We start from the raw sequence: 24,468 nt of genomic DNA, 5'->3' as shown, positions 1-24,468 counted from the left end.
ATCAAAGCGATTTGCGCCGCGTAAGGACCAAAAGCGCGCCTGCACATAATCTGCAAAAGACTCCTGAAACCGTGCAGACGACGATCCCGCCTTCTGCACAAACGACGTTCAGACTTCGTGATGCCACCCATCACGAAAGGTCTTCTGGACATGACGAGCCTGGCTACGACGATCGCGGCGGAAATCCAGCCGATCAGGCATTCCTCGATTCCGGCCAAGGTCGGCCTCGCGCTGATTCTCGCCGCGCTCGCCGACTGGCTGTTCTATGGTCCGCGGATCGGGCTGTCGCTGACGCTGTTTGTGATCGCGATGGCTTGCGTGTCGATGCTGTTCAATCATGCGGCCCTGGATCTGCGGCGCGCCATGATCGGCGGGAGCATTCTCGTCGCCGGCCTCGTCCCGGCCGTCGAGGAGGTCAACACGCTGTCCTTCCTGATCCTCCTTGCGTCGCTGGCGATTGCGCTTCTGCTCGCGACCAATCCGGAAACGACCGGGCTCACTGAACGTGCCCGCGCGCTGCGCAACCTCTTCCTGCTCGGGCCCTTCAGGTTCTTCCTCGACGCGCTGCAGATCTTCAACATGTCGGGGTTCACCCGGGGCATCGCACTCTGGTTGATGCCTGCTGTGCTGAGCACCGTCTTCATCGCACTGTTCGCCGCAGCCAATCCGCTGATCGAGCAGTGGGTGTTCCTGCTCAATCCAAAGCTCATCCTCGACTATGTCAGCATCCCGCGCGTGCTGTTCTGGACCATGATGCTGTCGCTGGTCTGGCCGTTCATCCATGTGCGCTGGCGGCGCAGAAAGATTGTCACCACGACCATCGCCGATATCCCCGTGCCGCCGCCGCTGCAGTCGCAAGTCTCAGCTGAGTTCCTAGGCTCCTCCACCATCCTGCGCTCGCTGATTCTGTTCAACCTGCTGTTCGCGGCACAGTCCATTCTCGATGGCATCTATCTCTGGGGCCATGTCGCGCTGCCGACCAATTTGACCTATGCGGCCTATGCCCATCGCGGCGCCTACCCGCTGATCGCGACCGCACTACTCGCCGCCGCCTTCGTGCTGGTGGCGATGCGCCCGGGCGGTCCGGCGGAGAAATCGAAGATCATCCGGTCGCTGGTGTATCTCTGGGTGGGACAGAACGTCCTGCTCGTCGCCTCCTCCATCCTTCGCCTCGAACTATACGTCGACATCTACATGCTGACCTACTGGCGCATCGCGGCCTTCATCTGGATGGGACTGGTGGCGCTCGGGTTGATCCTGATCGTGGCCCGTATCGTGCTCGACAGGTCCAACCAATGGCTCGTCGGCGCCAATCTGATCGCGTTAACGATCGCGCTGTACGGCTGCTCACTGGTGAACTTCGATGCGTTCATCGCCGACTATAATCTGAGCCACAGCAACGAAACGTCGGGTAAGGGCTTGAGCATCGACGCCAACTATCTCCTCACACTCGGGCCGCAGGCGCTGCCTGCCCTCGACAAAGTCATCGCTCATCGCCCGGGCGACAACTGCCTTGTGTCGCGGCGCGATCGGCTTGTAGAAGTCCAGCGTCAGGATCTGGCCTGGCGGAGCTGGGGCTTCCGGAATTGGCGGCTCCAGCGCAGGCTGGACGCCCTGGCGAAAGCTCAGCCGGCGGGCTGACGGGGCAGCGGAGAGATTCTTGGCGCATCGCATTCTCATCGTCGACGACGAAGGCCATATCCGCGAGGTCATCCGCGTCGCTTTGAAGAAAGCCGGCATGGACGTGATCGAGGCGCGCGACGGCAAGGAGGCGCTGAGCCGCTTTGCCGCCGACAGGCCTGACCTGATCGTGCTCGACATCGGCATGCCCGAATTCGACGGCCTCGACGTCTGCCGCGAGGTGCGCAAAGCCTCCGACGTGCCGATCCTGTTCCTGTCGGCCCGGGACGAGGAGATCGACCGCATCCTCGGGCTCGAGATCGGCGGCGACGACTACGTGACGAAGCCGTTCAGCCCGCGCGAGCTGGTGGCGCGGGTCAACGTCATCCTGCGCCGCCTCAGCCCCCGCAATGGCGAGGCCAAGGCGGGGCCGTCGGCACTCGCGCAAGGCGGCCTCCTGGTCGATCCCGAGCAGCATCTCGCGTCCTTCGCCGGCACGCCGCTGAAGTTGACGGCGATCGAGTTCGGCATTTTGCGCGCGTTCCTGACCCGGCCGACCTCGGTGTTCAATCGCGAGCAGCTGATGCGGGCGGCCTACCAGCTCAACATCCAGGTCTCCGACCGCACCATCGACAGCCACATCCGCAACATCCGCGCCAAGCTCGCGGCGCTGGCCTGCGACAACGTCATCGAGACCATCCACGGCGTCGGTTTCAAGCTCGGCCGCTGCGAGAAGGACGCATGAGCGCGGCGCCAGACAAATGGCGGCCGTCGCTCACCCTCGTGATCTTCACGGTGCTGGCGACGGTCGGCGTGCTGCCGCTGGTCGGCCTGTTCTTCTTCCGTCTCTACGACAATCAGCTGATCCGCCAGACCCAGGCCGAACTGATCGCGCAGAGCCGCGTGCTCGCGACGATCTATGCGCAGGAGGTCACGGCAAGGCTAGACAGCGGCTTGATCCTCGGCCCGGAGGTGGCGCCCGGCGTGCTGCCCGATCCCGGCGATCAGGTCACGCCGATCCGAGCCGCGCTCGACCTCACCGCCAACGATCTGCTCAGGCGGCGACCGGATGCGCTGGCCCCGATCCGGCCAGCGCAGCCGGCCTATGTCGAGATCGGCGCAAAGCTGACGCCGATCATCCGCGAGACCCAGAAGGTGACGCTGGCAGGCTTTCGCATCCTCGATCCCCAAGGCGTGGTGATCGCGGGGCGGCAGGAGGTCGGGCAATCGCTCGCCCACATCGAGGAGGTCGCGGACGCGCTGCATGGGCAATACCGCGCCACCTTGCGCAACCGCGTGCCCGACAAGCCGCCGCCGTCGATCTATTCCTTCAGCCGCGGCCTCGGCGTCCACGTGTTTTCGGCAATGCCTGTCATCGTCAACAACCGCGTCGCGGGGGTGATCTACACGACGCGGACGCCGAGCAACATCTTCGACCATCTCTACCAGGAGCGGGCCAAGTTCGTGCTGGCGGCGCTCGCCGTGGTTCTCGGCACGATCGCGATCGGCCTCGTATTCTCGCGCACCATCACGCTGCCGATGCGCGAGCTGATCGATCGCGCCACCAGAATAGGCCGCGGCGACCGCGAGGCGTTCAGGCCGCTCCGGCACTACGGCACCCGCGAGTTCGCCCAGCTCTCGCACAGCTTCCTCGGCATGGCCGAACAGCTCGCAAGGCGCTCGGACTATATCGCGACCTTCTCGGCCCACCTCACCCACGAGCTGAAATCACCGCTGACCTCGATCAAGGGTGCCGCCGAGCTGTTGCAGGATTCGGTTCAGGGCAAAGCGGGCAGCCTGACGCCGGCCGAGCAGGAGACGTTCATCGCCAACATCCTGTCCGACACAAAGCGGCTGGAAGCGATGGCGCAGCGGCTGCGCGAACTCGCGCGTGCCGAAAGCCTGCCGCAAAACGAGCGCACGGAATTGGCGCCCGTGATTGCCGACCTCAGGAGCCGCTTTCCGACGAGTTCGATCGAGGCCAGCGGCAGCCTCGACCTGATGATCGGCATGTCGGCTGAGAAGGCGCTGATCGTGCTGTCGCATCTTGCCGACAATGCGATGCGGCACAAGGCTGGGGCCATCAAGCTGGAGGCGGTCGACGAGCGCACGACCCTGCGTCTGACGATAAGCAATGACGGGGAGCCGATCTCGGCGCCGAACCGCGACAGGATCTTCGACGCGTTCTTCACCACCCGCCGCGACCAGGGCGGCACCGGGATGGGGCTCGCGATCGCGCGCGCGGTGATGGCGAGCCATGGTGGCTCGATCAGGCTCAAGCCGACCGATCAGGGCGCGGCGTTCGAGCTCCAGTTTCCAATGGCCTAGATCGCGAACACCCAGGCGGCGACGATGGTGCCGATGGTGACCAGACCGGCGATGGTCCAGCCGGCGGCGTATTCCAGCTCAGGATGACCGGTTGCCCGCATGATCTCTGCCGGATCGGCGGTATGCTTCTCTGCCATGACAGCCTCGCACGTTACTTTCCGCGTCATATGTAAGTCGCATCAGCCACCTTTAGGTTCCATCACGGAAATGCGAGGAATGACGCAGCTTGGTTTGTTCGCCGATCCGCAAGCAGGGCCCGCGGGCCTTCGCTACACCGATGACTTCGTCGAGGCCGCCGTCGAGCAGGCGTTCATCGGCCGCATCGCAGCATTGCCGCTCCAGCGCTTCCAGTTCGGCGCCTTCGAGGGCAACCGTCGGGTGGCGTCCTTCGGCTATCGCTATGACTACACATTGCAGCGGCTGGCCGAGGCCGAGCCGATCCCGGACTGGGTCGTCCCCGTCGCGCGGCAGGTCGAGGCATGGTCGGGGCTCGCCGGCGGCAGCGTCCGGCAGGTGCTCTGCACCGAATACGACGGCGGCGTCGGCATCGGCTGGCACCGCGACAAGCCGCATTTCGACAAAATCCTCGGCCTGTCGCTGGGCTCGTCCTGCAAATTCCGCTTCCGCCGCCGTAGCGGCGACAAATGGGAGCGCCACACGCTCGAAGCCCGGCCGCGCTCGCTTTACATGATGGACGGCGAGGCGCGGTCGCAATGGGAGCACAGCATCCCGCCGGTCGAGGCGCGCCGCTATTCCATCACCTTCCGGACGATGAAGCAGCCCTGACCGGCCGGCCAAACAAAAAAACGCGAAAACAACCCCATGCACAGTAGAACGGCCGTGTCGGCGCGAGGTTCGGCCGCGTGGCGTAACCGTTTGACACCTCGGGGCAAAACAGCCGCGCCGCGCAAAGGTGCAAGACCCGGCGAACTTGCCTTCCAATTCGCTTTTACATGCTAAACTGGTTCCACGCGCCGCCCGGAAGGGAAGCCGCGATGGCAGATCCCTGGAGGCAAGATGAAGCCCGGTCGATTGATCCTCGCTTCCACCCTCATCGTCGCAACCGCCTCCGGCGTCGCCGCCGCCTCCGACGCGACGCCCGCAAAAGTCTCAGGCTCGACGGCGCTGGCGCTCGCGGGGGTGATCGCTCCGCTGTCGTCGGTCCTGTCCGGCGCCGAGAAGAAGGCGATGGCGATGCTGTTCGCGGCCAACAGCGACATTCCCTACAAGAAGCCGATCGTGGTGACCGCCGATCGAATCGTCTGTCGCGCCGGCAATGTCGACATCACCGTGCGGAACTGCGAGGTCACCTTCGGCAAGAAGACCAGGACGGTGAACGGCTCCACGGCCAGCGAGATCTTCGCCACCGAAGCCCTGGCCGGCATTCCGCCCGACGGCGCCGCGGGATCGAATTTCGAGAGCCTGACCAAGCTGAGCTGCACGATCGACCCCAACGCCATCCGCCGGAAGGACGGCAGCGGGGCGGATTGCACGTTCCAGCCGGGGAATTGACCCACGCGTGGGGACGCGCCGAGAGAACCATGGGTGCCGTGAAATCGCCTCATGGCCAACTAACTAATAAGGCGAATTGAAAAGACGGGCCAAACGCGCGAGCCCATATCGGGCACGCAGGGCCGACACCGACATGAAGAATTTTCTCGCATTTTTTCTGATTCTGGGCGTGACGGCGGCCTCGGCACACGGTCCCCTGCCGATGCTGTCGGCCGCGCCGTCCGATCTCGTCCGGGTCGGCCTCACCGATAACGACACCACCGCGGGCGGCACCGCGCGGCTGTGCGAGCAGGTCACCTTCTCGCGCGGCCTGCGCTACGGCGAGAGCGAAGCCAATGTGCTCGATGTCGCCACCGCCACGACCAAGGCGGATACGCCGCGGCCGGTGCTGCTGTTCGTGACCGGCGACACCTTCACCGGCGACCGCGCCGCGCCGGAGCTGGCGCGCCAGATCCAGGACCAGGCCATGTGCTTTGCCGCGCGCAACGACATGATCGGCGTGCGCATCAACTACCGGCTGGCGCCCTCGGCGACGTGGCCGGCAGGTGCGACCGACGTGGCGGCGGCGCTGTCCTGGGTCCACGGCAATATCGACCTGTTCAACGGCGATGCCCGCGAGATCGTCGCGGTCGGCTACGGCGCCGGCGCCTTCCATGTCGCCACCCTGCTGGCCCATCCCGAACTCCAGACCGACCGCGCCGATGTCGCGGCGGTCGTGCTGGTGTCCGGGGTCTACCGCGCCGGCAAGGACGCGAGCGACAGCGAGAAGGCCTATCTTGGTAGCGACGCCAGCCAGTACAACAAGCGCTCGGTCTTCCCTGGCATCCTCAATGTCGACGTCCCGATCGTGCTGGCCTGGGCTGCGGATGATTCCGCCGGCATCACGGCTCAGGGCGAAATCCTGAAGAAGACGCTCTGCGGCGCCGGCCATTGTCCGCGCAGCGCGCTGCTGCGCAGCCGCGACGGCATCGCCAGCGCCTTCGGCCTCGACGGCTCCGGCGACAGCCTCGCCGAGCCGACGCTGCTGCTGGTGCATCAGCTCGAGGCGCGCGGTCTGCCGTAGGCGCCCCTCCGTCAGTACGGCTGCCATTTGGCCCGGCGCGACGAGCAACTTCGAAACGAGCTGCCAAGACACACGAATGACAAACGCTTGACGTAGATCAACTCGCCTTGCTGCGGACTGAGCCGACCTCGTTGGGGGCCAACGACAAGGTGTTGAGCATGGGCGTCACCGGCAGAATGCTGTTCGTTTCGATGATCGCGTTCGCGTCGCTCGGTGCGATGTCCGAGCAACGCGCCGATCAACCCACCGCCGACAACGAAATCCGCATCGGCAATGTCATGCCGTATTCGGGACCGCTCTCGGAGTTCGGCGCCATCGGTCAGGCGGAAGCGGCCTATTTCGACATGATCAACGCGCGCGGCGGCGTCAACGGTCGCAAGATCCGCTTCATCACCCGCGACGACAATTCCGACCCGACCACCGCGCTGGAGCTGACGCGCAAGCTGGTCGAGACGGACGACGTGCATTTGATGTTCGGATCGTTCGGCACGCCGGGCAATCTCGCCGCGCGCTGGTATCTGAACGCGAAGAAGATCCCGCAGCTGTTCGTCGCCTCCGGCGACGAGGAGCTGAGCCAGGCCAAGGCGTTTCCCTGGACCATGGGCTGGCAGCCGTCGTTCCGGTCGGAGGGGCGCATCTACGCCAACTATCTCCAGGCCTATTATCCCAGGAAGAAGATCGTGGTGCTCTGGCAGAACGACCAGTTCGGGCGTGCGCTTCTCAAGGGCATGGAGGAAGGTCTTGGCGATCTGAACCGTCTCGTCCTCGTCGATATCGCCTTCGACATTGCCGATGAGCATCTTGACGGACACGTCTCGATCCTCAAGCGCGCAGGCGCCGATATCTTCGTCTTTCTCGGCGTGCCGTCGACGGCGTCCAAGGTGATCAAGCTGGCGGCATCAATGAAATGGCGCCCGGTCTTCATCGTCAACGACGCCTCCGCCTCGATCGCCAACGCGATGGCGCCCGCAGGCCTGGAGAATTCCTCCGGCGTGATCTCGGCGGCCTTTCTGAAGGACCCGAGCGATCCCGCATGGAAAGACGATCCCGCCATGAAGGACTGGTTCACTTTCATGGACAAGTACCATCACGACGAAAGCACCAACAGCAGCGCTGCACTCTTTGGCTACGCCGCGGCAGAGGCGCTGACGCAAGTGCTGAAGCAATGCGGCGACGATTTATCGCGCGAGAACATCATGCGTCAGGCTGCTTCGCTAAGGAATTATCAGCCCTCGGTCGCCCTGCCGAACATCAGGATGAACACCTCGCCAAACAGCTACCTGCCGATCAGGCAGATGCGGCTGGTCCAGTTCGACGGGCGCTCGTGGCAACCTTTTGGCGAGGTGATCGAAACCGCCTTCACGGAAGGCGCGGCGCGGTGAGGTGACTGACGCCCACCTTTTGCTGGGCTTACCCCTCTCCCCCGCCCTCCCCCCTCGTGGGGGAGGGTTAGGGAGAGGGGGCCACACGGGGACTCTCGCGATCACACAAGCGGCTCCGCAAGTCTGTCCGCTCCCTCACGCAGGCTTCAGTGAGGCCAGCGCGTTCTCCAGCAGCGAGCGCACCCGCGCTGCGTCGCCGGATTTGACCACCGCGGGATCGAGATAGAGCTCCAGCCCCGGTGCGCGCTCGGTGATGATGCCGCTTGTCTCCACTGAAGCGTCGTTCAGCGCATCCACGGAGTACGGAATCACTTCGCGGCTGATGCCCTTCATCGTGATCGCGGGCAGCGCGTGGGCGCGGACGATGTCGCTGACCAGTGCGAAGGTTTCATAGCTCAGCACGATGCCGCCGGGCTCGGCGATCGATTGCAGGCGGGCGGCGAGGTTCGCCTCGGCACCGATGATGGTGTAGTCCATGCGGTCGCTGCTGCCGAAATTGCCGACATTGCAATAGCCGGAATTGATGCCCATGCGGGCCTTGAACGGCAGCTCGATGCCGGAGGCGCGCCATGTTCGCATTGAGCTCGGTGAGGCGGTGCTGCATGCGCCAGGCCATCCGGAGGCAGGCCTGCGCGTCGGCGCGGTCGCCCTTGGTCTCGGGGGCGCCGAAGAAGATCAGCATGGCATCGCCGATGAACTTGTCGATGGTACCGCCAAATTCGTGGGCGACCGCCGACATCTCGGTGAAATATTCGTTGAGAAGCTGGGTCAGCAACTCCGGCTGGAGCCGCTCCGCCGTCGCGGTGAAGTTCTGGATGTCCGAGAAGAAGATGGTGAGCTTCTTGCGTTCGGTGTGGATGGTGACGTCCTTCTGGCCGGAGAAGATGCTTCGGTAGACCTGCGGCGGAATGTAACGCGAGATCTTCATCGACAGCGAAGCCAGGAAGTCGTTGGCGGATTCGAGCTCCTTGTTCATGCCCTTGATGCGGCTCGCCTGACGGCGCTGCAGCGAGAGAAACGACAAGCCGCTGCCGGCCGCGATCAGGAAATAGGCCAAGAGGAATTTGAACGAGAAGATATTGGCGGCGATCGGCTGGGCGATGATCACCTCCTGGATGCCCCTGACGTCACCCACCTTCCAGTCCTTCTTCGGGCTCTCGGGGTGGCTGTTGTGGCAGCTGACGCAGGCCGGGCCCATCATCACCGGAGCGATCAGCCGGACCTTGTCGTTGAACAGCGAGGTCTCGGTCTCGACGATCTTCTGCTCGGGATCGGCGCGCAGGGCCTCCAGCGCGTCCTTCTCGAACTTGTCGAGCTGGTGCGGGGCGCGATTCTGGAACGGGAAGTCCGAGACGAAACGGTAGGTGATGTTTTCCTGCTGCGCGCCGATTACCCGCCCGAGCTCCAGCGACAGCGTGGCCGGGATCGGGACCCCGCCGGGGACGGATTCGTAGTTGTGAACCACCCTGGTCGTGCCGTTCGGATTGGCGATGATGCGCCCGACCACGTTGGTCGCGTAATAGCTGCGCACGCTCGTGATCACCGAATTCAGGTCGATCGCCTGCCGGCGCAGCGCGGTCTTGCTGAGTTCGGTCAGGTCCAGCCACACCGCGAGCGGCAAGGCGAGCAGGAGGAAGGCGACCGCGGCGCCGGTCAGGATGCCGCTCTTGCGCTGTTCTTCGGAGATCTCTTGCTTCACTCTTTGGCTCCGTGATGAGCGTTCTTGTCTCGAACTCGGGGGATGCGGAACAGAGCCAATAAACGCGCTCCCGCGCAACCCCATTTTATGGTGGTCGCGCCAAGCGGCTTTTCGTTTCACGGCGAATGTTTAAGATCGGCATTAATCTGCATTCACTCCACCGGGAGATCCATCAAATGACCGAGACCGTCCGCATCAGGCGCTTCAATGCGCGCCCCGTCATTGTGCCGATGAACCTCCCGCTCAAAACCTCGACCGGGGCGGTCGCAAAGGCGCCGCTGGTGCTGATCGACTGCGAGACCGACCTGGGCGCGCGGGGGCACGCCTATCTGTTCTCGATCACACCATCGGCCTTGAAGCCATTGACGGCGATGGTCGCGGAAATGTCAGAGCTCGTCGCCGGCGACGAGCTGCTGCCGTTCGAGATCGAGCGCAAGCTGACCCAGCGCTTCACGCTGCTGGGGCTCGCCGGCCTGCAACGGCTGGCGCAATCCGGCATCGACATGGCGGCATGGGACGCGCTGGCCCGCGCTCGAAGCCTGCCGCTGGCGCGGCTGCTCGGCAGCGCGCCAAAACCGGTCAGGGCCTACAATTCGAAGGGACTCGGCATCATGCCGGCGGGCGCCGCGGTGGAGGAAGCCCACAAGCTGCTGGCCGAGGGCTTTCAAGCCGCAAAGATCCGCGTCGGCCGTCCCGATGCGCGGGAAGACCTGAAGGTGGTGCGCGCGGTGCGCAAGGCCGTCGGCGACGACGTGACCTTGATGTGCGACTACAATCAGGCGCTGACGGTCAGCGAGGCCATCCGCCGCGGCGAGATGCTCGACGATGAGGGGCTGACCTGGATCGAGGAGCCGATTCGTCACGACGATTATGAGGGCAACGCCCGTATCGCGGATGCACTGCGCACCCCGGTCCAGATCGGTGAAAACTTCGACAGCGCGTTCGCGATGCAGACCGCGCTCTCAGCGGAAGCCTGCGACTATTTGATGCCCGACGTGCAGCGCATCGGCGGCGTCACCGGCTGGCTGCGCGCCGCCGCGCTGGCGCATGCCGCCGGGATCGAGATGTCGACGCATCTGTTCTCGGAAGTCAGCGCGCATCTTTTATGCGTGACACCGACCGCGCACTGGCTCGAATATGTCGATTGGGCCGACGCGGTGCTGGCGACCCGTTTGCAGATCAAGGACGGCTTTGCCCTGCCGAGCGAGGAGCCCGGCAACGGCATTGCGTGGGACGAGGCGGCGGTGAAGAAGTATCTGGTCGAATAGGCCGCGTTCGTCGCGGCGCATCACATCGCGGACTTCGAACCTGACGATCACCGAGCGAACATGCCATCTACGACCGAACAGCGGCAATCATACTCAGCTCGACCGGTGCGCCCCGCGGCAACTCGGCGACGCCAACAGATGTACGCGTATGACGACCGCGATCACCCAGGCGCTCGATCAGCCGGTCGGAGGCGCCGTTCATGACTTGCGATTGCTGCGTAAATCCAGGCGCCGAGGCGATGTATCCAACGACCTGCAAGACCTGGACGATCTTGTCGTCTCCGCCTGTTGCGTGGTTGATGGCCGAAATGCAGAGATCAGCGCAGAGCGCAGCAGCTTCCTGTGCGGCGGCGACATCGACACCTGCGCCGACTTTGCCTGAGTACAGCAGGTCTTCGCCGCGACGCGGCAGCTGACCACTGACATACGCAATTCCACTATGGATGATCACCGGCAGGTAGTTGCCGCCGGGCTTGTTCACGCTACTCATTTCGGTAACCTGCCTTCTCTCCACATCCGCGGTGAGCGATACAGTTCGCCGAATGCCAGGTTCGCCGCCGCGGTGAAGGATCGGACAATGGCAGGCGGCTAGTCACGGATCAAGGCTGCGCCGGGCATCGCGTTCGGCGCCAGCACCGAGCCTCTATCCGACCGGATTGAAGGACCTGCGGCGCGGGCCGAAGAAGGCGTCCCCCTGAGAGGCCCCCGCGCTACCACGTCTCTGCGCCGGGGATTTTTCTGCGTACCGCCATGCGCTGGATCCATATGCAACGACGCACGGATTTGTTGGAGCGGCCGACCGCGGATATTCCTTGGCCGGCCTGCAGCAGGGGCGCCACGTTTTCGCGCAGCGCGCGGCAGCGCTGGAGCTCGGCCTGCCAGTCGATGATGGCGGCGTCAGCCTGCGACGCAATTAGCGACAATATCGCCACGGCAAGACAGCTCGCTCGCATGGTGCGGAATTCCTTCACCGTGGTCCGCCCGGATTACGCCAGGCGGCATCGTGGCCCGGATGCCCATCCGGGCTAGTGACACCGCTAGACGATAACTCAACTTGATGCCGGCGGCGAGAGTTTGCGCTACTTCCCACGGAATCCGACCGTGGCCGGACCAACGCATCTGTGATGCAGCTGTGAGCTCTGATCGCGCGATCCTGAAAAATCAGCGAAGCGATCGATGGTATGACAACCAGCATTCAAAATGCCAACCGGCAAATGACGAGAGGTGAACATGATCCGTCCGAGGAAGTCTTTTGCCGGCGCCGGGCCACGACCGATTGCGCGACGCTCCCATCTTGCCGCGACGACTGCAGCGCTGTTTTTCGCTGCAACGTTCTGGCCGGCGGGATCTGCGCTGGCTGCCGCAAATGATGCCGAGGCGCGAACCATCTTTGACAAGTTCATTGCCGCGCAGAATGCGCATAACGCGGACGATGTGAAAGCCATGCTCTGGACTTCGCCGAGCACGCTGTTGTTTGCGAGAGGCGTCGAGACGAGAGGGCGCGATGCGGTCGCCGCTCGCTTCAAGAATTACTACGAGGGCACCTGGCACCTCGAACCCGACATGTCGAAATTCCACGTCGCCGTGATCTCGAACGAGGTCATGCAGATCCTCGTCCCTATCGTTTTCACGCGCGGCCTCCCGGGCAAGCCGCCACAACAAAATACGTTTCTGATCAGCCAGACCTACGTTCAGGATCCGGACGGCTGGCACGTTGCCTCCATCCTTCCGGTCGCGAATACGGAACTGAAATAGTCGCGATCCGAGCGCTTGGCTGGGGGAGATGAGCAAGGCGCACCAGTCCGTCTCCGCTCTTGGAACTACGCCGGACACGCTTCGCCGCAATGAGATTGGTGGCTTGCCTAGCCTCGCGGCGGCAGCCCGCCTGCGCCCTTTGGGCTGTGGCATCCTTCACTCGGCTATCGCGAGCGAAGCTTGCGGCTTGCCGAGCCGGAGCTCGCGGCAAAAAGTCCGCCTGCGCCCGTTGGGCTTCGGCGCGACATCCTTCTCTCGCTTCGCGAGCGAAGGATGGTGGGCGCGACAGGGATCGAACCTGTGACCCCTACCATGTCAAGGTAGTGCTCTCCCGCTGAGCTACGCGCCCTAGATGTCGTCTAGATCGGGTCGGGTCCCTATAACGGCTCAGGGGAGCCGGTGCAAGGACGGAAGGGGGCCGATTTAGGCCGCCAGCATCTTGTTCACTTCGCTGACCAATTCGCGCAAATGCACGGGCTTGGACAGCACCTTGGCGTTCTTGGGGGCGTCCGAATCCGAGTTCAGGGCGACCGCGGCGAAGCCGGTAATGAACATGATCTTGATGTCAGGGTCGAGTTCCGAGGCCCGGCGGGCGAGCTCGATGCCGTCCATCTCCGGCATCACGATGTCGGTGAGCAGCATCTCGAACGGCTCTTCCCGCAGCCGCTGATAGGCGGCCATGCCGTTATCGTGGGACGAGACCTGAAAACCGGCGTTTTCCAGCGCCTTGACCAGGAAACGGCGCATGTCGTTGTCGTCTTCGGCGAGCAGGATCTTTGGCATGGCGGAAATGTCGAATCCCCAGAGGATATCAGCAGAAGTCACTAAGCCCGACGGAGGGTAAATTTGGGGGTGAAAATCTTTACCCTGAGCCGGCTGTGCTTGCCGACCCCTTGTGAACCTGAAACCAGTTCGAAGCAATCGAGCCGTACCTGCCGGTCCCCACCTCGCTGCCCGCAGGGTTAAGACATGTTCCAGCGCAGATCTCATCTTTTCGCTTGGCAGGATGGTTGCGATTCCGGACAATGACGACACATAAGAGCCGCGTGATCGGCCGAATCAATGCGTTGAGGCCGGTGCGGGCTTGTTGGATCGCGCGGCGCCAAGGGCGAAGCCTGATTACCGAGGACGAAGCCTGACACCAAGGGACGAAGCCTGAGAAGATGACCCGGTTTGACGGCGACAAGTCGCCAGCGTTCGAGATCGTTGAGCCCGCGCAATGGCGCGCGCCGGTTATCTTCAACTCGCCCCATTCCGGCTCGACCTATCCGGACGAATTCCTCAGCGCCTCCAGGATCGACCTGCCGACGCTGCGGCGTTCCGAAGATTCCTTCATGGACGAGCTGATCGGCCATCTCAGCGAGCGCGGCTTTCCGACCGTGCGGGTCAACTTTCCGCGTTCCTATGTCGACGTCAATCGTGAGCCCTACGAGCTCGATCCCCGGATGTTCACCGGGCGCCTGCCGAGCTTTGCCAACACCCGCTCGATGCGGGTCGCCGGCGGGCTTGGCACCATTCCGCGCGTGGTCGGCGACGGCCAGGAGATCTATCGCGAGCGCATCCTGGTCGACGACGCGCTGGGGCGGATCGAGACGCTGTACAAGCCCTATCATCGCGCGCTGCGCCGGCTGATCAACAAGGTGCACCAGATGTTCGGCACCGTCGTGCTGGTCGACTGCCATTCGATGCCCTCGGTCGGCGTCTCCCGCGACGAGCCGCGCCGGCCCGACATCGTGATCGGCGACCGCTACGGCACCAGCTGCACGCCGCTGTTGCCCGACCGGGTCGAGGAGACTATGGCCGGGCTCGGCTATTCGATCGGTCGTAACAAGCCCTATGCAGGCGGCTTCATCACCGAGCATTACGGCAACCCGGCCAGTGGCCTGCACGCCGTACAGCTCGAGCTCAACCGCGCGATCTACATGGACGAGCGGCGGCGCGAGCGCAGCCCGCGCTTTGCGCAAGTGGCGTCGGACTTCGGCGTGCTCGCCGACGTGCTGGCGACCACGGTCCCGTTCGGCGATCTCGGCCCGTTCCAGGCCGCGGCGGAATAGGCGCGACGTTTTCTGCGAATGACTGTGTTGGGTGCGATCAGCGCGAACGCGTTTCGCGGCGCGCCTTGAAATGAAAGCCAAGGCTTAAAGACAAGGCTTGAAGAAATGAGAGGCTGAAAGAAAAAAGGGCCGCTTCTAATGAAGAAGCGGCCCAAGTCTAGGGAGGAAACGCCCAAGGAGGGCAGCAGTAACGCGAGAAGCGCTACCGCACCGCAACAATATGCGGCCGCGACGCACAAAGTGCAAGGGCTTTCGAGCGGTTTCCCATGCAATGAGGACATAGCTCGGTTGCTTCTAGAGAAACCCAGATTCAGTTCCTTTGATAAGGAAATTCAATGGGTTGATAGTCATTTGCATACCAACAAGGCAGGCCCGGAACTAAGATTTCAACTCAATGATCGATATTTGCCCAGCGGGTGTCTTCGACGAGGCGAACGCTTCCCGCATCCAAAATACCAGGGTGCAAAAGCAAGACAGCGCTGCACGATCCTTCCGATTTGAGCTAGGCAGGAGTGAGCTTCACCCGACTTTCGCTTTTTGAGGATACGCCGTGACGGTGATCGATTTCTCCGCCTTCATCGGACGGCTCGCCACCGCCTCCGGCGAAACCATCCTGCCGTTCTTCCGCACTTCGCTGTCGATCGAGGACAAGAGCAAGACCAGGGAATTCGACCCCGTGACCGAGGCCGACCGCGCTGCGGAGGCGGTGATGCGGCGTCTGATCAAGGCCAACTTTCCCCAGCACGGCATCGTCGGCGAGGAATTCGGCAACGAGCGCGAGGATTCCGACTACGTCTGGGTGCTCGACCCCATCGACGGCACCAAATCCTTCATCGGCGGCTTTCCGATCTGGGGCACGCTGATCGCGCTCCTGCACAAGGGCACGCCGGTCTACGGCATGATGCACCAGCCCTTCATCGGCGAACGCTTTTCCGGCGACAGCGGCTCGGCTCATTATAATGGCCCCTCCGGCGAGCGCCGGCTCCAGGTCCGGCGCTGTGCTTCGCTGTCGGAGGCGACGACCTACACCACCAGCCCGCTGCTGATGAACGAGCGCGACCGCGCCATCTTCGGCCGCATCGAGAAGGGCGCGCGGCTGTCGCGCTATGGCGGCGACTGCTACTCCTATTGCATGCTGGCGGCAGGTCACGTCGATCTCGTGGTCGAGACCGAGCTGAAGCCTTACGACATCGCAGCCCTGATCCCGATCGTGACCGGCGCCGGCGGCGTCGTCACCACCTGGGAAGGCAAGCCCGCGCAGGGCGGCGGCCGCATCGTCGCGGCCGGCGACGCCAGGGTTCACGAAGAAGCACTGAAACTGCTCAACGGATAAGCGCCTCAAAGGAGCCTGCATGAAAACCCGGCGTAGGCTCCTCCTCGCATTCCTGCTTCTGTTTCCGACACTGGCCTGCGCCCAGAATTTCCCGGCCAAGCCGATCAAGCTGATCGTGCCGTTTCCGGCCGGAGGCCCCAACGACATTATCGCGCGGGTGATCGGCCAGCGCATGTCGGAGCTGTCAGGGCAGCCGGTGCTGATCGACAATCGCGGTGGCCAGGGCGGCGTGCTTGGTACTGACGCGGTCGCCAAGAGCGCACCCGACGGCTACACCATCGCGATCTCCAGCGCCGGCGCGCTGGCGATCAGCCCGAGCATGGAAAGGGTCGCCTACGATACGCTCAACGACCTCACGCCGGTGACGCTGGTTGCGACCGTGCCGGAAATGCTCGTTGTAGCCGCCAACGTCCCCGCAAAGGACATCGCGGAATTGATCGCGCTCGCCAAGGCGCAGCCCGGAAAACTCAACTTCGCCTCCTCCGGCCCCGGCAGCCTGCCGCATCTCGCCGGTGAACTGTTCAAGCTGACGGCGAAGATCGACATCGTGCACGTGCCCTATCGCGGCGCGGCGCCGGCCGTGAACGATCTGCTGGGCCAGCAGGTGCAGATGACGTTCCTGGATCTCCCCGTGCTGCTGCCGCAGGTCAAGGCGGGCGCATTGAAGCCGATCGCGGTCGGCTCGGCCCAGCGTTCGCCGACCGCGCCTGACGTGCCGACCACCGCGGAAGCCGGCTTTGCCGATCTGCGCATCGAGAACTGGTACGGCATGGTGGCGCCGAAGGGCACGCCGAAGGAGATCGTCACCGCGCTGCATGATCTCGCCACGAAGGCGATGGCGGATCCCGCGGTGAAGGAAAAGCTCGCCGCCCAGGGCGCAACCCTGGTCGGCGATGAGCCGGAGCATTTTCGCACATTCATCGCAGACGAGATGAAGAAATGGGCGAAGGTGATCAAGGACGCAGGCGTGGAGACGGCGAAGTAGCGCAGAGCTCACACTGCCGCAGCCCTCAGATGCTCCACCAGCATCTTGGCCGGGCGCGGCAGCGTCTTGAAGCTTCGCGCGCAGATCACGAGTTTGCGGTTGGCCCAGCTATCGCGCAGGCGGACCATGGCGAGCGGCATCAGTTTTGCGCAGCGGCGGGCCGCGGCTTCCGGCACCAGCGCGACGCCGACATCGGCGGCGACCATCTGGCAGATCGCGTCGAAGTCACGCAGGCGCGCGCGGTAGTGCGGCCGCATGCCGAGCCGGGCGGCGTGCTTCGAAATATGCACCTGAAGCGCGGTGGCGCTGGTCAGCCCGACGAACTCGCAAGCACCCGCCTCCTGGAAATCGATCGCGCGGCGGCCGGCGAACGGGCCGCGCCTGGACGTCACCAACGTCAGGCGATCCTCGCTGAAGGCGAAGCGCTCGATATGATCGGGCAGCGCGTGCTCGGCGGCGAAGCCGAGATCGGCCGCGCCCGCAGTGATCGCGGCCGCGATGTCGGTGCTCTCGCGCTCCTCGATGTCGATGGCGACGTCGCGGTGCTCGCGCAGGAAGCCGGCGAGCGCCTTGGGCAGATGCTCCGAGAGGCCGGAGGTATTCGCGAGGAAATGCACGCTGGCGCGCACGCCGCTGGCAAAGCCGGCGAGATCGCCGCGCATGGCGTCGATCTGGTGAATGACGAGACGGGCGTGATCGAGCAGGCTCTCGCCGGCCGAGGTCAACTCAACGCCGCGGCGCCCGCGCTTGAGCAGCGCGACGCCGAGCGCATCCTCTAGCCCCTTGATGCGCGCGCTGGCCGAAGCCAGGGCAAGATGCGACCGCTCCGCACCACGGGTGATGCTGCGCTGGTCGGCGACCGCGATGAACAGCTGGAGGTCGACGAGGTCGAAACGCATCCCGGGTCCCTTCAGCCTTCGCTCCAGACGAAGGCTTTCTCCGTAAGCTACAGATTGTGCCGACGCGCGGCATCGGTCAATGTGCAGATATGATCGACCCGCTCCTCATTCTCATCGCCGCCGTCTTCCTGCTCGCCGGATTCGTCAAGGGCGTCGTCGGGCTTGGCCTGCCGACGGTGTCCATGGGACTGCTCGCCGTGAGCATGGCGCCGAGCCGCGCGATCGCCATCGTGATCGTGCCCGCCATCGTCACCAACATCTGGCAGACTTTCGTCGGCCCCCATTTGCGCGACATCCTGAGGCGGCTGTGGCCGCTGATGATCGGCACCGTGATCGGGTGCTGGCTCAATGCCGGCGCGCTCACCGGCCCGCATGCGCGCTACGGCACGATCGTGCTCGGCGTGCTCCTGGTCGTCTACGCGATCATCGGGCTGAACAAATTCCAGTTCCACGTTGCGCCAAAGAACGAGAAATGGGTCGGCGGCGTGGTCGGCGTGGTCACCGGCGTGATCTCGGCCTCAACCGGCGTGCAGGTGATCCCCTCGATGCCGTTCATGCAGGCGATCGGCATGGAGAAGGACGAGCTGGTGCAGGCGCTCGGCGTGTTCTTCACGACAGCGACACTGGCGCTCGCCTTCAACCTCACCGCGGGCGGATTGTTGACGCCGGCCAATGCAGTGCCGGGCGCCGTGGGCATGGCATGCGCGTTTGCCGGCATGTATATCGGCCAAACGGTGCGGGCGCGGATGCCGGCGGAAGCGTTTCGCCGCTGGTTCCTGATCGCGATGATCCTGCTCGGCCTCTATCTCGCCGGCAGCGCGCTGCTGAAGGAATTCGCGTAAAAGACGTTACCGCGTCTCCAGCATGGCGACGCGGATGCCGAGATAGATGAAGAGGCCGCCGAGGGCACGGTTGACCCAGGCGACCGCGCCTTCGGAGCTCCGCAAGCGGTGGGCGGCCTTTGCCGCGAACGCCGCCAGCACCAGGCACCACAGCGTTCCCGTGCAGATGAAGATCAGGCCGAGCGTCAGGAAGGCGAGCGGCTTGTGCGCCGAGTCGGCTGCGACGAATTGCGGCAGGAAGGCCAGGAAGAACAGCGCGACCTTGGGATTGAGCGCGTTGGTGAAGACGCCCTGGAGGAAAACCCGCCGCAGCGAGCTCTGCACCGGCTCGTCGACGGCCGAGGCCAGCACCGGGTGCAACCACAGCATCTGAAGCCCGGTCACGACGAGATAGGCCGCTCCGACCAGCTTCAGGATCGAGAACGCGGTCGACGAGGCCATCAGCAGGGCCGAAAGGCCGATTGCCGCGCCCGCGACATGGAAAAAGCAGCCGCAACTGATGCCCAGCGCGGCCGCGGCGCCACCTCGCCAGCCCAACTGCATGCTGCGGCCGATCACATAGACCGTATCAGGCCCCGGCGTGATGTTGAGCAGCACCCCCGACAGGACGAACAGCCAGATTTCGTGAATACCCAGCATGTGTGACGTGCCTCCGCCGCCCAACCGTGGCCCAAGAGGCCGGCTTAGTGGGTTCGCTCGTCCCCGTCCACTGCCGGGATTGCCGAGGATTTACCTCGAATTTGCAATGCGGTTCGTACTTTCGCTCGGCCTCATCTGCTCTATAAGGAACGGGTTCTTTGAACGCGGGATTCGAGGCGACTGCCACGCCGTGGCCGGTCCTCGATCTCTTCCAAGTCTCTTGCAAGTCTCTTGGAGCTCCGGAATATGGAAAGACGTCTGGCTGCCATTGTCTGCGCCGATGTCGCCGGCTATTCGCGCATGATGGGCACCGATGAGGCCGGCACCCATGCCGCCTTCAAGGCCCATCGCAGCGCGATCCACCCCATCATCCTCAATCACGGCGGCCGCGTCGTCAAAAACACCGGCGACGGCTTCCTGCTGGAATTCCCCTCGATCGTCGGCGCCACCGAGGCCGCGATCGCGATGCAGACGCTGATGGCGGAACGCAATCACCATCTGCCCGCCGATCGCGCCATGCAGTTCCGCCTCGGGATCCACATGGGTGACGTCATCGCCGACGAGGACGAGGTCTTCGGTGACGATGTCAACATTGCCGTCCGCCTCGAAGCCGTGGCGAGCCCCGGCGGCTTTGCGATCTCGGCCAAGGCCTACAAGGAGGCCGGCAAGCATCTCACCGTGCCGCTGCTCGATGCCGGCAACCACCGCTTCAAGAACATCAAGGATCCGATCGGGGTCTGGACCTGGACACCTGAGGGTGCACCGGCGCTTGCACCCGCGCTGAGGGAGGCATCCGCCCTCTCGCAGCAGTATCGCACCGCGATCGTCGGCGTGCTGCCTTTCGCCAATCTCAGCGACGCCCAGGACGAGTATTTTTCCGACGGCCTGACCGAGGATTTGATTCACGCGCTGTCGCTGCAATCCTTCTATCGCGTGCTGAGCCGCAACTCGACCTTCGTGTTCAAGGGCAACAACGTCAGCACCCGCCTGATCGCGCGGGAGATCGACGCCAGCTATCTGATCCAGGGATCGGTGCGGCGTGCCGGAGCCAAGATCCGCGTCACCGCCGAGCTGATCGCGCCGGAGACCGGCGAGCAGCTCTGGACAGGCCGCTACGACCGCGACATCGGCGATCTCTTCGCGATGCAGGACGAGATCACCACCAACCTGTCCGCCGCCATCGCCACCGAGATCGTCCGGGCCGAGGCCTCGGCGCCGGCGCGGCTCTCGACCGATGTCACGGCCTGGGACCGCTTCCTCAAGGGGCTGTCGCACTATTATCGGCAAACCAAGGAAGACCTGGCCATCGCCGTCGACCTGTTCCGGGAGGCCATCAGGCTCGAGCCCAAGCTGTCGATTGCACACGCCTATCTCGCCACGATCCAGATCCAGAGCATCCACTTCGGCTGGGTCAAGGGCACGCGCGAGATGTGGGCCGAGGCGATGAAGCTTGCCGAAACCAGCGTCCGGCTCGATCCGCGCTCGTCATTTGCGTTCTCGATCCTGTCCTGGACCCACGCGCTGGAGGGCCATTACGAGGCGGCGATGGATGCCGCCAAGCGCGCCGTCGCGCTCAATCCCTACGACAACGGCGCGCGCGGCGTGCTCGGCATCTGCCATTTCGCCATCGGAGAGCACCGCGAAGCGATCGAGCTGTTCTCGATGGCCGCACAGCGCGACAACAGCGATCCGCGCTACCAATGGGCCGCACTGAACGCCTTCAGCCATTATTTGCTGGGCCAATATGACGCAACCCTGTCATGGGCTCGAGAGCAACTCTACATCAACCCGAACCATTTGCAGGCGCTGGCAATCCGCGCCGCGGCGCTGGCGCAATTGGGGCGGGGCGACGAGGCGGTCGAGGCGACCCGCGTGCTCATGGGCAACTACCCGACCCTGAATGTCGACCGCCATTTGCGCAATTTCCACTGGAAGCGGCCCGAGGACCTCGCCCATTACCGCGCCGGACTCTTGAATGCGGGCGTGCCGCTCGGCAAACTGACCTTGGTCTCGAGCGACGTCAAACGCGTCGCCGAATCCTGAGGGCTAGCCGCGGCCACGCGGCAATGTCCCCTCCGCCTTTATTGACACGACAGTGAATTCAGCCACACTCCGCTACACGCTGAAGTAGTATAACGTGTTGTCGGTTTGTCAGGACTTTCCGCGCTCTATCGCCGCGTCTGTATTTCACGATTCGCCGTTTTCAGGATTTTGGGCCATGCATGACTCCGCTCCGAAGCCCCCCTTCGACCCTTCGATCCAGGTCTCGCCGAACAATCCCTGTCCATTCCTCCGCGGCCTCGTCGGCGAGGGGTTTGTCGACGGCGGAACCGTGCCGCTCGGCACGCTGTCGCAAACGATCGCGAATGCGAGCGGCGAGACCGGGCTGAAGAAGGTCTCGGCCCGCATCCAGGTCCGGGGCGTAGCGCTCATCGCGAACGGTCTGGGTCACATCCTGAAGAGCATATTTTCCGGCGCGCAGTTCGACGCGTTGCGTGGCGGCCCTCTCGACAAGCGCGGTGCCGGCTCGCGCGTCCTCGGCATCGACGGCAAGGTCGATGAGGACGAGCTTGCGCGGTTTGCGAGCTTCGGCCGGACCTACCAGGATCCGAACGGCGGCGGCTCCGAGCCGGGTCTCAACGCCTCGGAAATCGGCGTCTTCATGCGCGACAATCTCAAGCGGGCCGGCAGCGCCGCGCGCTGGTACTACCCCCTGCTGATGAAGTTCGAGTGGCCGATCCTCCTGAAGATCGTGGGCAAGGGCGCGGGTGAGGACCGCTATCTCAGCGTGGCCGACGTGCGCACTCTGTTCAACGAGCGGCAATTCCCTGCTCGCATCAACCAGCGGCTCGTATCGCAGCCTGTGCTGTCGACCTGCCAGCGCGTGGTGCGGGGCGCGCTCAAGGTTGCGGCCCTGCTGGTCGCCCTCGGTCTCGCCTTGCTCGTTGCGCTCGCCGAATTCCCCGACCAGGTTCGCGCGATGCTGCCGCAAAAGGGAATCCTCGTGAATCTCCTGCCGCCGCCCTTGCCTGCGGTCCCCGAGACAAAGGCGGCCTTTTGGCTCGAACAGAACTGGTCGCTGAAGGACAGGCACTGGTTTCACCATGCCAGCCAGGGCACCGCGACCTTCCCGGTGCCTTATGAATGGTTCATGGCCCTGGAGCAGCCGCGCCTGCATCTGTTCTCGCGGCCGGGCATGATGACGGACAGCGCCTATCTCGAGCGCTTCGGGTTCATCCCGAGCCCGCAGTCGATCCAGACCGATGCGACGTCACTGCGCCGCTTCGGCTACGCCAATGTCTACGAGACGACGCAGGTGCCGGACTGGTCGACCAGATGGACGCCGGCGGAGAACGTCGACGGCCTGCCGGTCGGCTTTGCACGGATGACCGGGGTCAGCGATCCCGCGACCGGCCGTCGCGAAGAGGACAAGATCGGGCTGACCTGCGCCGCCTGCCATACCGGCCAGATCCATTACCAGGGCGTGGACGTGCGTTTCGACGGCGGCCCGGCCATGACCGATCTGAAGAAGCTCGAGCTCTCCACCGGCCTGTCGATTGCCTACACGCTTTACGTGCCGTTCCGCTTCCAGCGCTTTGCCGATCGCGTGCTCGGCCCCGATGCCAGCAAGGCTGACCGCGCCGCGCTCAAGCAGAAGCTCGGCGCGATCGGCAACTTCCTGATCGACTGGGCGAAAACCCAGCAAAAGACGATTGAAGGCAAGAAGACCTGGAACGGCCGGCAGCAGAGTGACACCGAGGAAGGGTTCGGTCGCCTCGACGCTCTCAATCGCATCGGCAATCAGGTTTTTTCGCAGGATCTCGCGCTGAGCGGGCTTAAGGGTTTCGAGAAGAACCTGCACGCCCAGGACGCCCCGGTCAGCTATCCCCCGATCTGGACCGTGCCCTGGTTCAAGTTCGCCCAGTACGACGCCTCGATCGAGCAGCCGCTGATCCGCAACGCCGGCGAAGCCCTCGGCGTAACGGCGCTGCTCAACCTGTCCGACGCCTACCCTGAGGACAGGCTGTGGCGGTCCTCGGTTCATATCAACACCCTCGGCTGGATCGAGGACATGCTCAGGGGGCCCGATCCGTTCAAGACAGCTGATCCCTCTACCGGTCCGAAATTCGGCGGCCTGCTGGCGCCGAAATGGCCCTCGCAGATCCTCGGCGACAATTGGAGGCTCGATCAGAAGAAGGTCGACAATGGCCGCAAGATCTACGCGGAGATGTGTTCCGGATGCCATTTGCCGGCGATCGACACTCCGGCTTTCTGGTCGTCGGGCCATTGGGAGGCGAGCGGCGACAGCAAGGTGCTGAACGCGGTGACGATCCCCCTCGGCGAGATCAAGACGGATCCCGAACAGTCGCTCGTGCTCAGCAACAGGATCGTCGATTTGCCCGGCTTCCTGAAGGTGAATACGGCCGACCTCCAGAAATGGTGGCAATGCGACGTCTCGACCGCGAGCTCGCCGACCGAGATGGTGTATGCGCTCGGGCTGATGACGGTGGTGGATCTCGTCGCTCGCAAATGGATGGACGACGAGAAGACTCCGGACGCCGAACGAGCGAAATTGTGGAATCTCGCACGCAAGAACTGCCTCAATCCGGTGGGGGGAGCGCGCTATCGGGCACGTCCGCTGAACGGCATCTGGGCCACGGCGCCCTATCTGCACAACGGTTCGGTGCCCTCTCTCTACTGGTTGCTGAAGCCAGCAAGCGAGCGCCCGCAAAAATTCTGCATGGGCCGCCGCGACTATGATCCCGTGACCGTGGGCTTTGCGGTCACCGCCGACGAGAAGTGCAAGACGGGTGAAACCGAATTCTCGGTGGGGTCGGAGAAGGATCCGATCCAGGGCAACAGCGTGCTCGGCCATTCCTTCGAGCGCAAGCCGGGCGAGGAAAAACGTCCCGGCGTCATCGGCCGCGTGTTCAAGGACGACAACGAGCGCTACGATCTGATCGAGTATCTGAAGACGCTGTAGTAGGCCTTACCTCGCCCCGCTTGCGGGGAGAGGTCGGATTGCATCGAAGATGCAATCCGGGTGAGGGGGTACAGGTCTCTCGACGATCTTGCGTGCCGAGAGAGG

21 protein-coding genes, 1 tRNA gene and 1 pseudogene are annotated in these 24,468 nt (G+C 64.0%); 15 read left to right on the top strand and 8 right to left on the bottom strand.

Features of this window, described 5'->3' with window-relative positions; all coding sequences use genetic code 11:
* Positions 1-150: 150 nt before the first annotated feature.
* From ACVIN2_RS25290 to ACVIN2_RS25280, 3 genes are read left to right on the top strand one after another with little or no spacing between them, the layout of a single operon-like run.
* A complete protein-coding gene (locus ACVIN2_RS25290; RefSeq protein ID WP_456769804.1) occupies positions 151-1,641 on the top strand; it encodes a DUF4153 domain-containing protein in 1,491 nt (496 codons plus the stop codon).
* A 19-nt stretch (positions 1,642-1,660) separates the two neighbouring features.
* On the top strand, positions 1,661-2,365 hold the full coding sequence (locus ACVIN2_RS25285) for a response regulator transcription factor (protein WP_456767634.1): 705 nt from the start codon (positions 1,661-1,663) through the stop codon (positions 2,363-2,365).
* Complete coding sequence (locus ACVIN2_RS25280) at positions 2,362-3,948, top strand: ATP-binding protein (RefSeq protein WP_456767633.1); 1,587 nt, start codon at positions 2,362-2,364, stop codon at positions 3,946-3,948. Before ACVIN2_RS25285 ends, ACVIN2_RS25280 begins: the two co-directional genes overlap by 4 nt.
* On the opposite strand, the gene ACVIN2_RS25275 is transcribed toward ACVIN2_RS25280, so the two are convergent.
* On the bottom strand, positions 3,945-4,085 hold the full coding sequence (locus tag ACVIN2_RS25275; protein WP_007597071.1) for a hypothetical protein: 141 nt from the start codon (positions 4,083-4,085) through the stop codon (positions 3,945-3,947). The two genes, ACVIN2_RS25280 and ACVIN2_RS25275, sit on opposite strands and share 4 nt — an antisense overlap.
* Positions 4,086-4,164: 79 nt before the next feature.
* Here ACVIN2_RS25275 and ACVIN2_RS25270 point away from each other — a divergent pair, with 79 nt between their 5' ends.
* From ACVIN2_RS25270 to ACVIN2_RS25255, 4 genes are all read left to right on the top strand, one after another.
* Positions 4,165-4,734 carry an alpha-ketoglutarate-dependent dioxygenase AlkB gene (locus ACVIN2_RS25270; RefSeq protein WP_456767632.1) on the top strand — a complete coding sequence of 190 codons (570 nt, stop codon included), beginning with the start codon at positions 4,165-4,167 and terminating at the stop codon, positions 4,732-4,734.
* Between the two features lie 231 nt (positions 4,735-4,965).
* The gene (locus tag ACVIN2_RS25265; RefSeq protein WP_456767631.1) at positions 4,966-5,460 is read left to right on the top strand and encodes a hypothetical protein; all 495 of its coding nucleotides are present in this window, start codon (positions 4,966-4,968) and stop codon (positions 5,458-5,460) included.
* 133 nt (positions 5,461-5,593) lie between these two features.
* Complete coding sequence (locus ACVIN2_RS25260) at positions 5,594-6,523, top strand: alpha/beta hydrolase (protein WP_456767630.1); 930 nt, start codon at positions 5,594-5,596, stop codon at positions 6,521-6,523.
* A gap of 158 nt (positions 6,524-6,681) precedes the next feature.
* Positions 6,682-7,905: an ABC transporter substrate-binding protein gene (locus tag ACVIN2_RS25255; RefSeq protein WP_456769803.1), complete on the top strand. Its 1,224-nt coding sequence runs from the start codon at positions 6,682-6,684 to the stop codon at positions 7,903-7,905.
* Between the two features lie 135 nt (positions 7,906-8,040).
* On the opposite strand, the pseudogene ACVIN2_RS25250 reads toward ACVIN2_RS25255, so the two are convergent.
* Positions 8,041-9,604: pseudogene (locus ACVIN2_RS25250) on the bottom strand (adenylate/guanylate cyclase domain-containing protein).
* Positions 9,605-9,780: 176 nt separating this feature from the next.
* Between ACVIN2_RS25250 and ACVIN2_RS25245 the strand changes: the two are divergent.
* Positions 9,781-10,872 (top strand): enolase C-terminal domain-like protein, encoded by a 1,092-nt coding sequence (locus ACVIN2_RS25245; RefSeq protein WP_456767629.1) that lies wholly within the window; start codon positions 9,781-9,783, stop codon positions 10,870-10,872.
* 67 nt (positions 10,873-10,939) lie between these two features.
* On the opposite strand, the gene ACVIN2_RS25240 is transcribed toward ACVIN2_RS25245, so the two are convergent.
* Positions 10,940-11,362 carry a RidA family protein gene (locus ACVIN2_RS25240; RefSeq protein ID WP_456767628.1) on the bottom strand — a complete coding sequence of 141 codons (423 nt, stop codon included), beginning with the start codon at positions 11,360-11,362 and terminating at the stop codon, positions 10,940-10,942.
* Between the two features lie 220 nt (positions 11,363-11,582).
* Positions 11,583-11,825, bottom strand: coding sequence for a hypothetical protein (locus ACVIN2_RS25235; RefSeq protein ID WP_456767627.1), 243 nt, complete (start codon positions 11,823-11,825; stop codon positions 11,583-11,585).
* Positions 11,826-12,102: 277 nt separating this feature from the next.
* Here ACVIN2_RS25235 and ACVIN2_RS25230 point away from each other — a divergent pair, with 277 nt between their 5' ends.
* A complete protein-coding gene (locus tag ACVIN2_RS25230; RefSeq protein WP_456767626.1) occupies positions 12,103-12,627 on the top strand; it encodes a DUF4440 domain-containing protein in 525 nt (174 codons plus the stop codon).
* A 274-nt stretch (positions 12,628-12,901) separates the two neighbouring features.
* Here the strand turns inward: ACVIN2_RS25230 and ACVIN2_RS25225 are convergent.
* Both ACVIN2_RS25225 and cpdR read right to left on the bottom strand, forming a co-directional pair.
* Positions 12,902-12,976, bottom strand: a tRNA-Val gene (locus ACVIN2_RS25225).
* Positions 12,977-13,050: 74 nt separating this feature from the next.
* On the bottom strand, positions 13,051-13,410 hold the full coding sequence (gene cpdR / locus ACVIN2_RS25220; protein ID WP_007597092.1) for a cell cycle two-component system response regulator CpdR: 360 nt from the start codon (positions 13,408-13,410) through the stop codon (positions 13,051-13,053).
* Between the two features lie 380 nt (positions 13,411-13,790).
* Here cpdR and ACVIN2_RS25215 point away from each other — a divergent pair, with 380 nt between their 5' ends.
* From ACVIN2_RS25215 to ACVIN2_RS25205, 3 genes are all read left to right on the top strand, one after another.
* On the top strand, positions 13,791-14,681 hold the full coding sequence (locus ACVIN2_RS25215; protein ID WP_018453348.1) for an N-formylglutamate amidohydrolase: 891 nt from the start codon (positions 13,791-13,793) through the stop codon (positions 14,679-14,681).
* A gap of 550 nt (positions 14,682-15,231) precedes the next feature.
* Positions 15,232-16,014: a histidinol-phosphatase gene (hisN, locus tag ACVIN2_RS25210; RefSeq protein ID WP_456767625.1), complete on the top strand. Its 783-nt coding sequence runs from the start codon at positions 15,232-15,234 to the stop codon at positions 16,012-16,014.
* 19 nt (positions 16,015-16,033) lie between these two features.
* Positions 16,034-16,999 (top strand): Bug family tripartite tricarboxylate transporter substrate binding protein, encoded by a 966-nt coding sequence (locus tag ACVIN2_RS25205; RefSeq protein ID WP_456767624.1) that lies wholly within the window; start codon positions 16,034-16,036, stop codon positions 16,997-16,999.
* 8 nt (positions 17,000-17,007) lie between these two features.
* Here ACVIN2_RS25205 and ACVIN2_RS25200 read toward each other — a convergent pair whose 3' ends face one another.
* On the bottom strand, positions 17,008-17,898 hold the full coding sequence (locus ACVIN2_RS25200; RefSeq protein ID WP_456767623.1) for a LysR substrate-binding domain-containing protein: 891 nt from the start codon (positions 17,896-17,898) through the stop codon (positions 17,008-17,010).
* A gap of 89 nt (positions 17,899-17,987) precedes the next feature.
* Here ACVIN2_RS25200 and ACVIN2_RS25195 point away from each other — a divergent pair, with 89 nt between their 5' ends.
* Positions 17,988-18,740, top strand: coding sequence for a sulfite exporter TauE/SafE family protein (locus ACVIN2_RS25195; protein ID WP_456767622.1), 753 nt, complete (start codon positions 17,988-17,990; stop codon positions 18,738-18,740).
* Between the two features lie 6 nt (positions 18,741-18,746).
* Here the strand turns inward: ACVIN2_RS25195 and ACVIN2_RS25190 are convergent, their stop codons facing one another.
* Positions 18,747-19,379 (bottom strand): LysE family translocator, encoded by a 633-nt coding sequence (locus ACVIN2_RS25190; RefSeq protein ID WP_456767621.1) that lies wholly within the window; start codon positions 19,377-19,379, stop codon positions 18,747-18,749.
* A gap of 246 nt (positions 19,380-19,625) precedes the next feature.
* On the opposite strand from ACVIN2_RS25190, the gene ACVIN2_RS25185 reads away from it, so the two are divergent.
* Entirely contained in the window at positions 19,626-21,422 is a 1,797-nt protein-coding gene (locus ACVIN2_RS25185; RefSeq protein ID WP_456767620.1) for an adenylate/guanylate cyclase domain-containing protein, read from the top strand.
* 175 nt (positions 21,423-21,597) lie between these two features.
* Positions 21,598-24,363, top strand: coding sequence for a di-heme-cytochrome C peroxidase (locus ACVIN2_RS25180; protein WP_456767619.1), 2,766 nt, complete (start codon positions 21,598-21,600; stop codon positions 24,361-24,363).
* The last annotated feature ends 105 nt before the right edge of the window (positions 24,364-24,468 follow it).

Source organism: Bradyrhizobium sp. USDA 3650, from assembly GCF_054057395.1.
The sequence above is the reverse complement of the archived record's forward strand: the minus strand, read 5'-3'. Positions and strand labels throughout refer to the sequence as shown.

Excerpts from the sequence above, each read along its gene's own strand:
- ACVIN2_RS25180 (WP_456767619.1), top strand. The coding sequence starts at position 21,598 with ATGCATGACTCCGCTCCGAAGCCCCCCTTCGACCCTTCGATCCAGGTC.
- ACVIN2_RS25255 (WP_456769803.1), top strand. The coding sequence starts at position 6,682 with ATGGGCGTCACCGGCAGAATGCTGTTCGTTTCGATGATCGCGTTCGCG.
- ACVIN2_RS25190 (WP_456767621.1), bottom strand. The coding sequence starts at position 19,379 with ATGCTGGGTATTCACGAAATCTGGCTGTTCGTCCTGTCGGGGGTGCTG.
- ACVIN2_RS25185 (WP_456767620.1), top strand. The coding sequence starts at position 19,626 with ATGGAAAGACGTCTGGCTGCCATTGTCTGCGCCGATGTCGCCGGCTAT.
- ACVIN2_RS25195 (WP_456767622.1), top strand. The coding sequence starts at position 17,988 with ATGATCGACCCGCTCCTCATTCTCATCGCCGCCGTCTTCCTGCTCGCC.
- ACVIN2_RS25275 (WP_007597071.1), bottom strand. The coding sequence starts at position 4,085 with ATGGCAGAGAAGCATACCGCCGATCCGGCAGAGATCATGCGGGCAACC.
- ACVIN2_RS25270 (WP_456767632.1), top strand. The coding sequence starts at position 4,165 with ATGACGCAGCTTGGTTTGTTCGCCGATCCGCAAGCAGGGCCCGCGGGC.
- ACVIN2_RS25230 (WP_456767626.1), top strand. The coding sequence starts at position 12,103 with ATGATCCGTCCGAGGAAGTCTTTTGCCGGCGCCGGGCCACGACCGATT.
- ACVIN2_RS25290 (WP_456769804.1), top strand. The coding sequence starts at position 151 with ATGACGAGCCTGGCTACGACGATCGCGGCGGAAATCCAGCCGATCAGG.
- ACVIN2_RS25205 (WP_456767624.1), top strand. The coding sequence starts at position 16,034 with ATGAAAACCCGGCGTAGGCTCCTCCTCGCATTCCTGCTTCTGTTTCCG.
- cpdR (WP_007597092.1), bottom strand. The coding sequence starts at position 13,410 with ATGCCAAAGATCCTGCTCGCCGAAGACGACAACGACATGCGCCGTTTC.
- ACVIN2_RS25200 (WP_456767623.1), bottom strand. The coding sequence starts at position 17,898 with ATGCGTTTCGACCTCGTCGACCTCCAGCTGTTCATCGCGGTCGCCGAC.
- ACVIN2_RS25265 (WP_456767631.1), top strand. The coding sequence starts at position 4,966 with ATGAAGCCCGGTCGATTGATCCTCGCTTCCACCCTCATCGTCGCAACC.
- ACVIN2_RS25260 (WP_456767630.1), top strand. The coding sequence starts at position 5,594 with ATGAAGAATTTTCTCGCATTTTTTCTGATTCTGGGCGTGACGGCGGCC.
- ACVIN2_RS25280 (WP_456767633.1), top strand. The coding sequence starts at position 2,362 with ATGAGCGCGGCGCCAGACAAATGGCGGCCGTCGCTCACCCTCGTGATC.
- ACVIN2_RS25235 (WP_456767627.1), bottom strand. The coding sequence starts at position 11,825 with ATGCGAGCGAGCTGTCTTGCCGTGGCGATATTGTCGCTAATTGCGTCG.
- ACVIN2_RS25240 (WP_456767628.1), bottom strand. The coding sequence starts at position 11,362 with ATGAGTAGCGTGAACAAGCCCGGCGGCAACTACCTGCCGGTGATCATC.
- ACVIN2_RS25215 (WP_018453348.1), top strand. The coding sequence starts at position 13,791 with ATGACCCGGTTTGACGGCGACAAGTCGCCAGCGTTCGAGATCGTTGAG.
- ACVIN2_RS25245 (WP_456767629.1), top strand. The coding sequence starts at position 9,781 with ATGACCGAGACCGTCCGCATCAGGCGCTTCAATGCGCGCCCCGTCATT.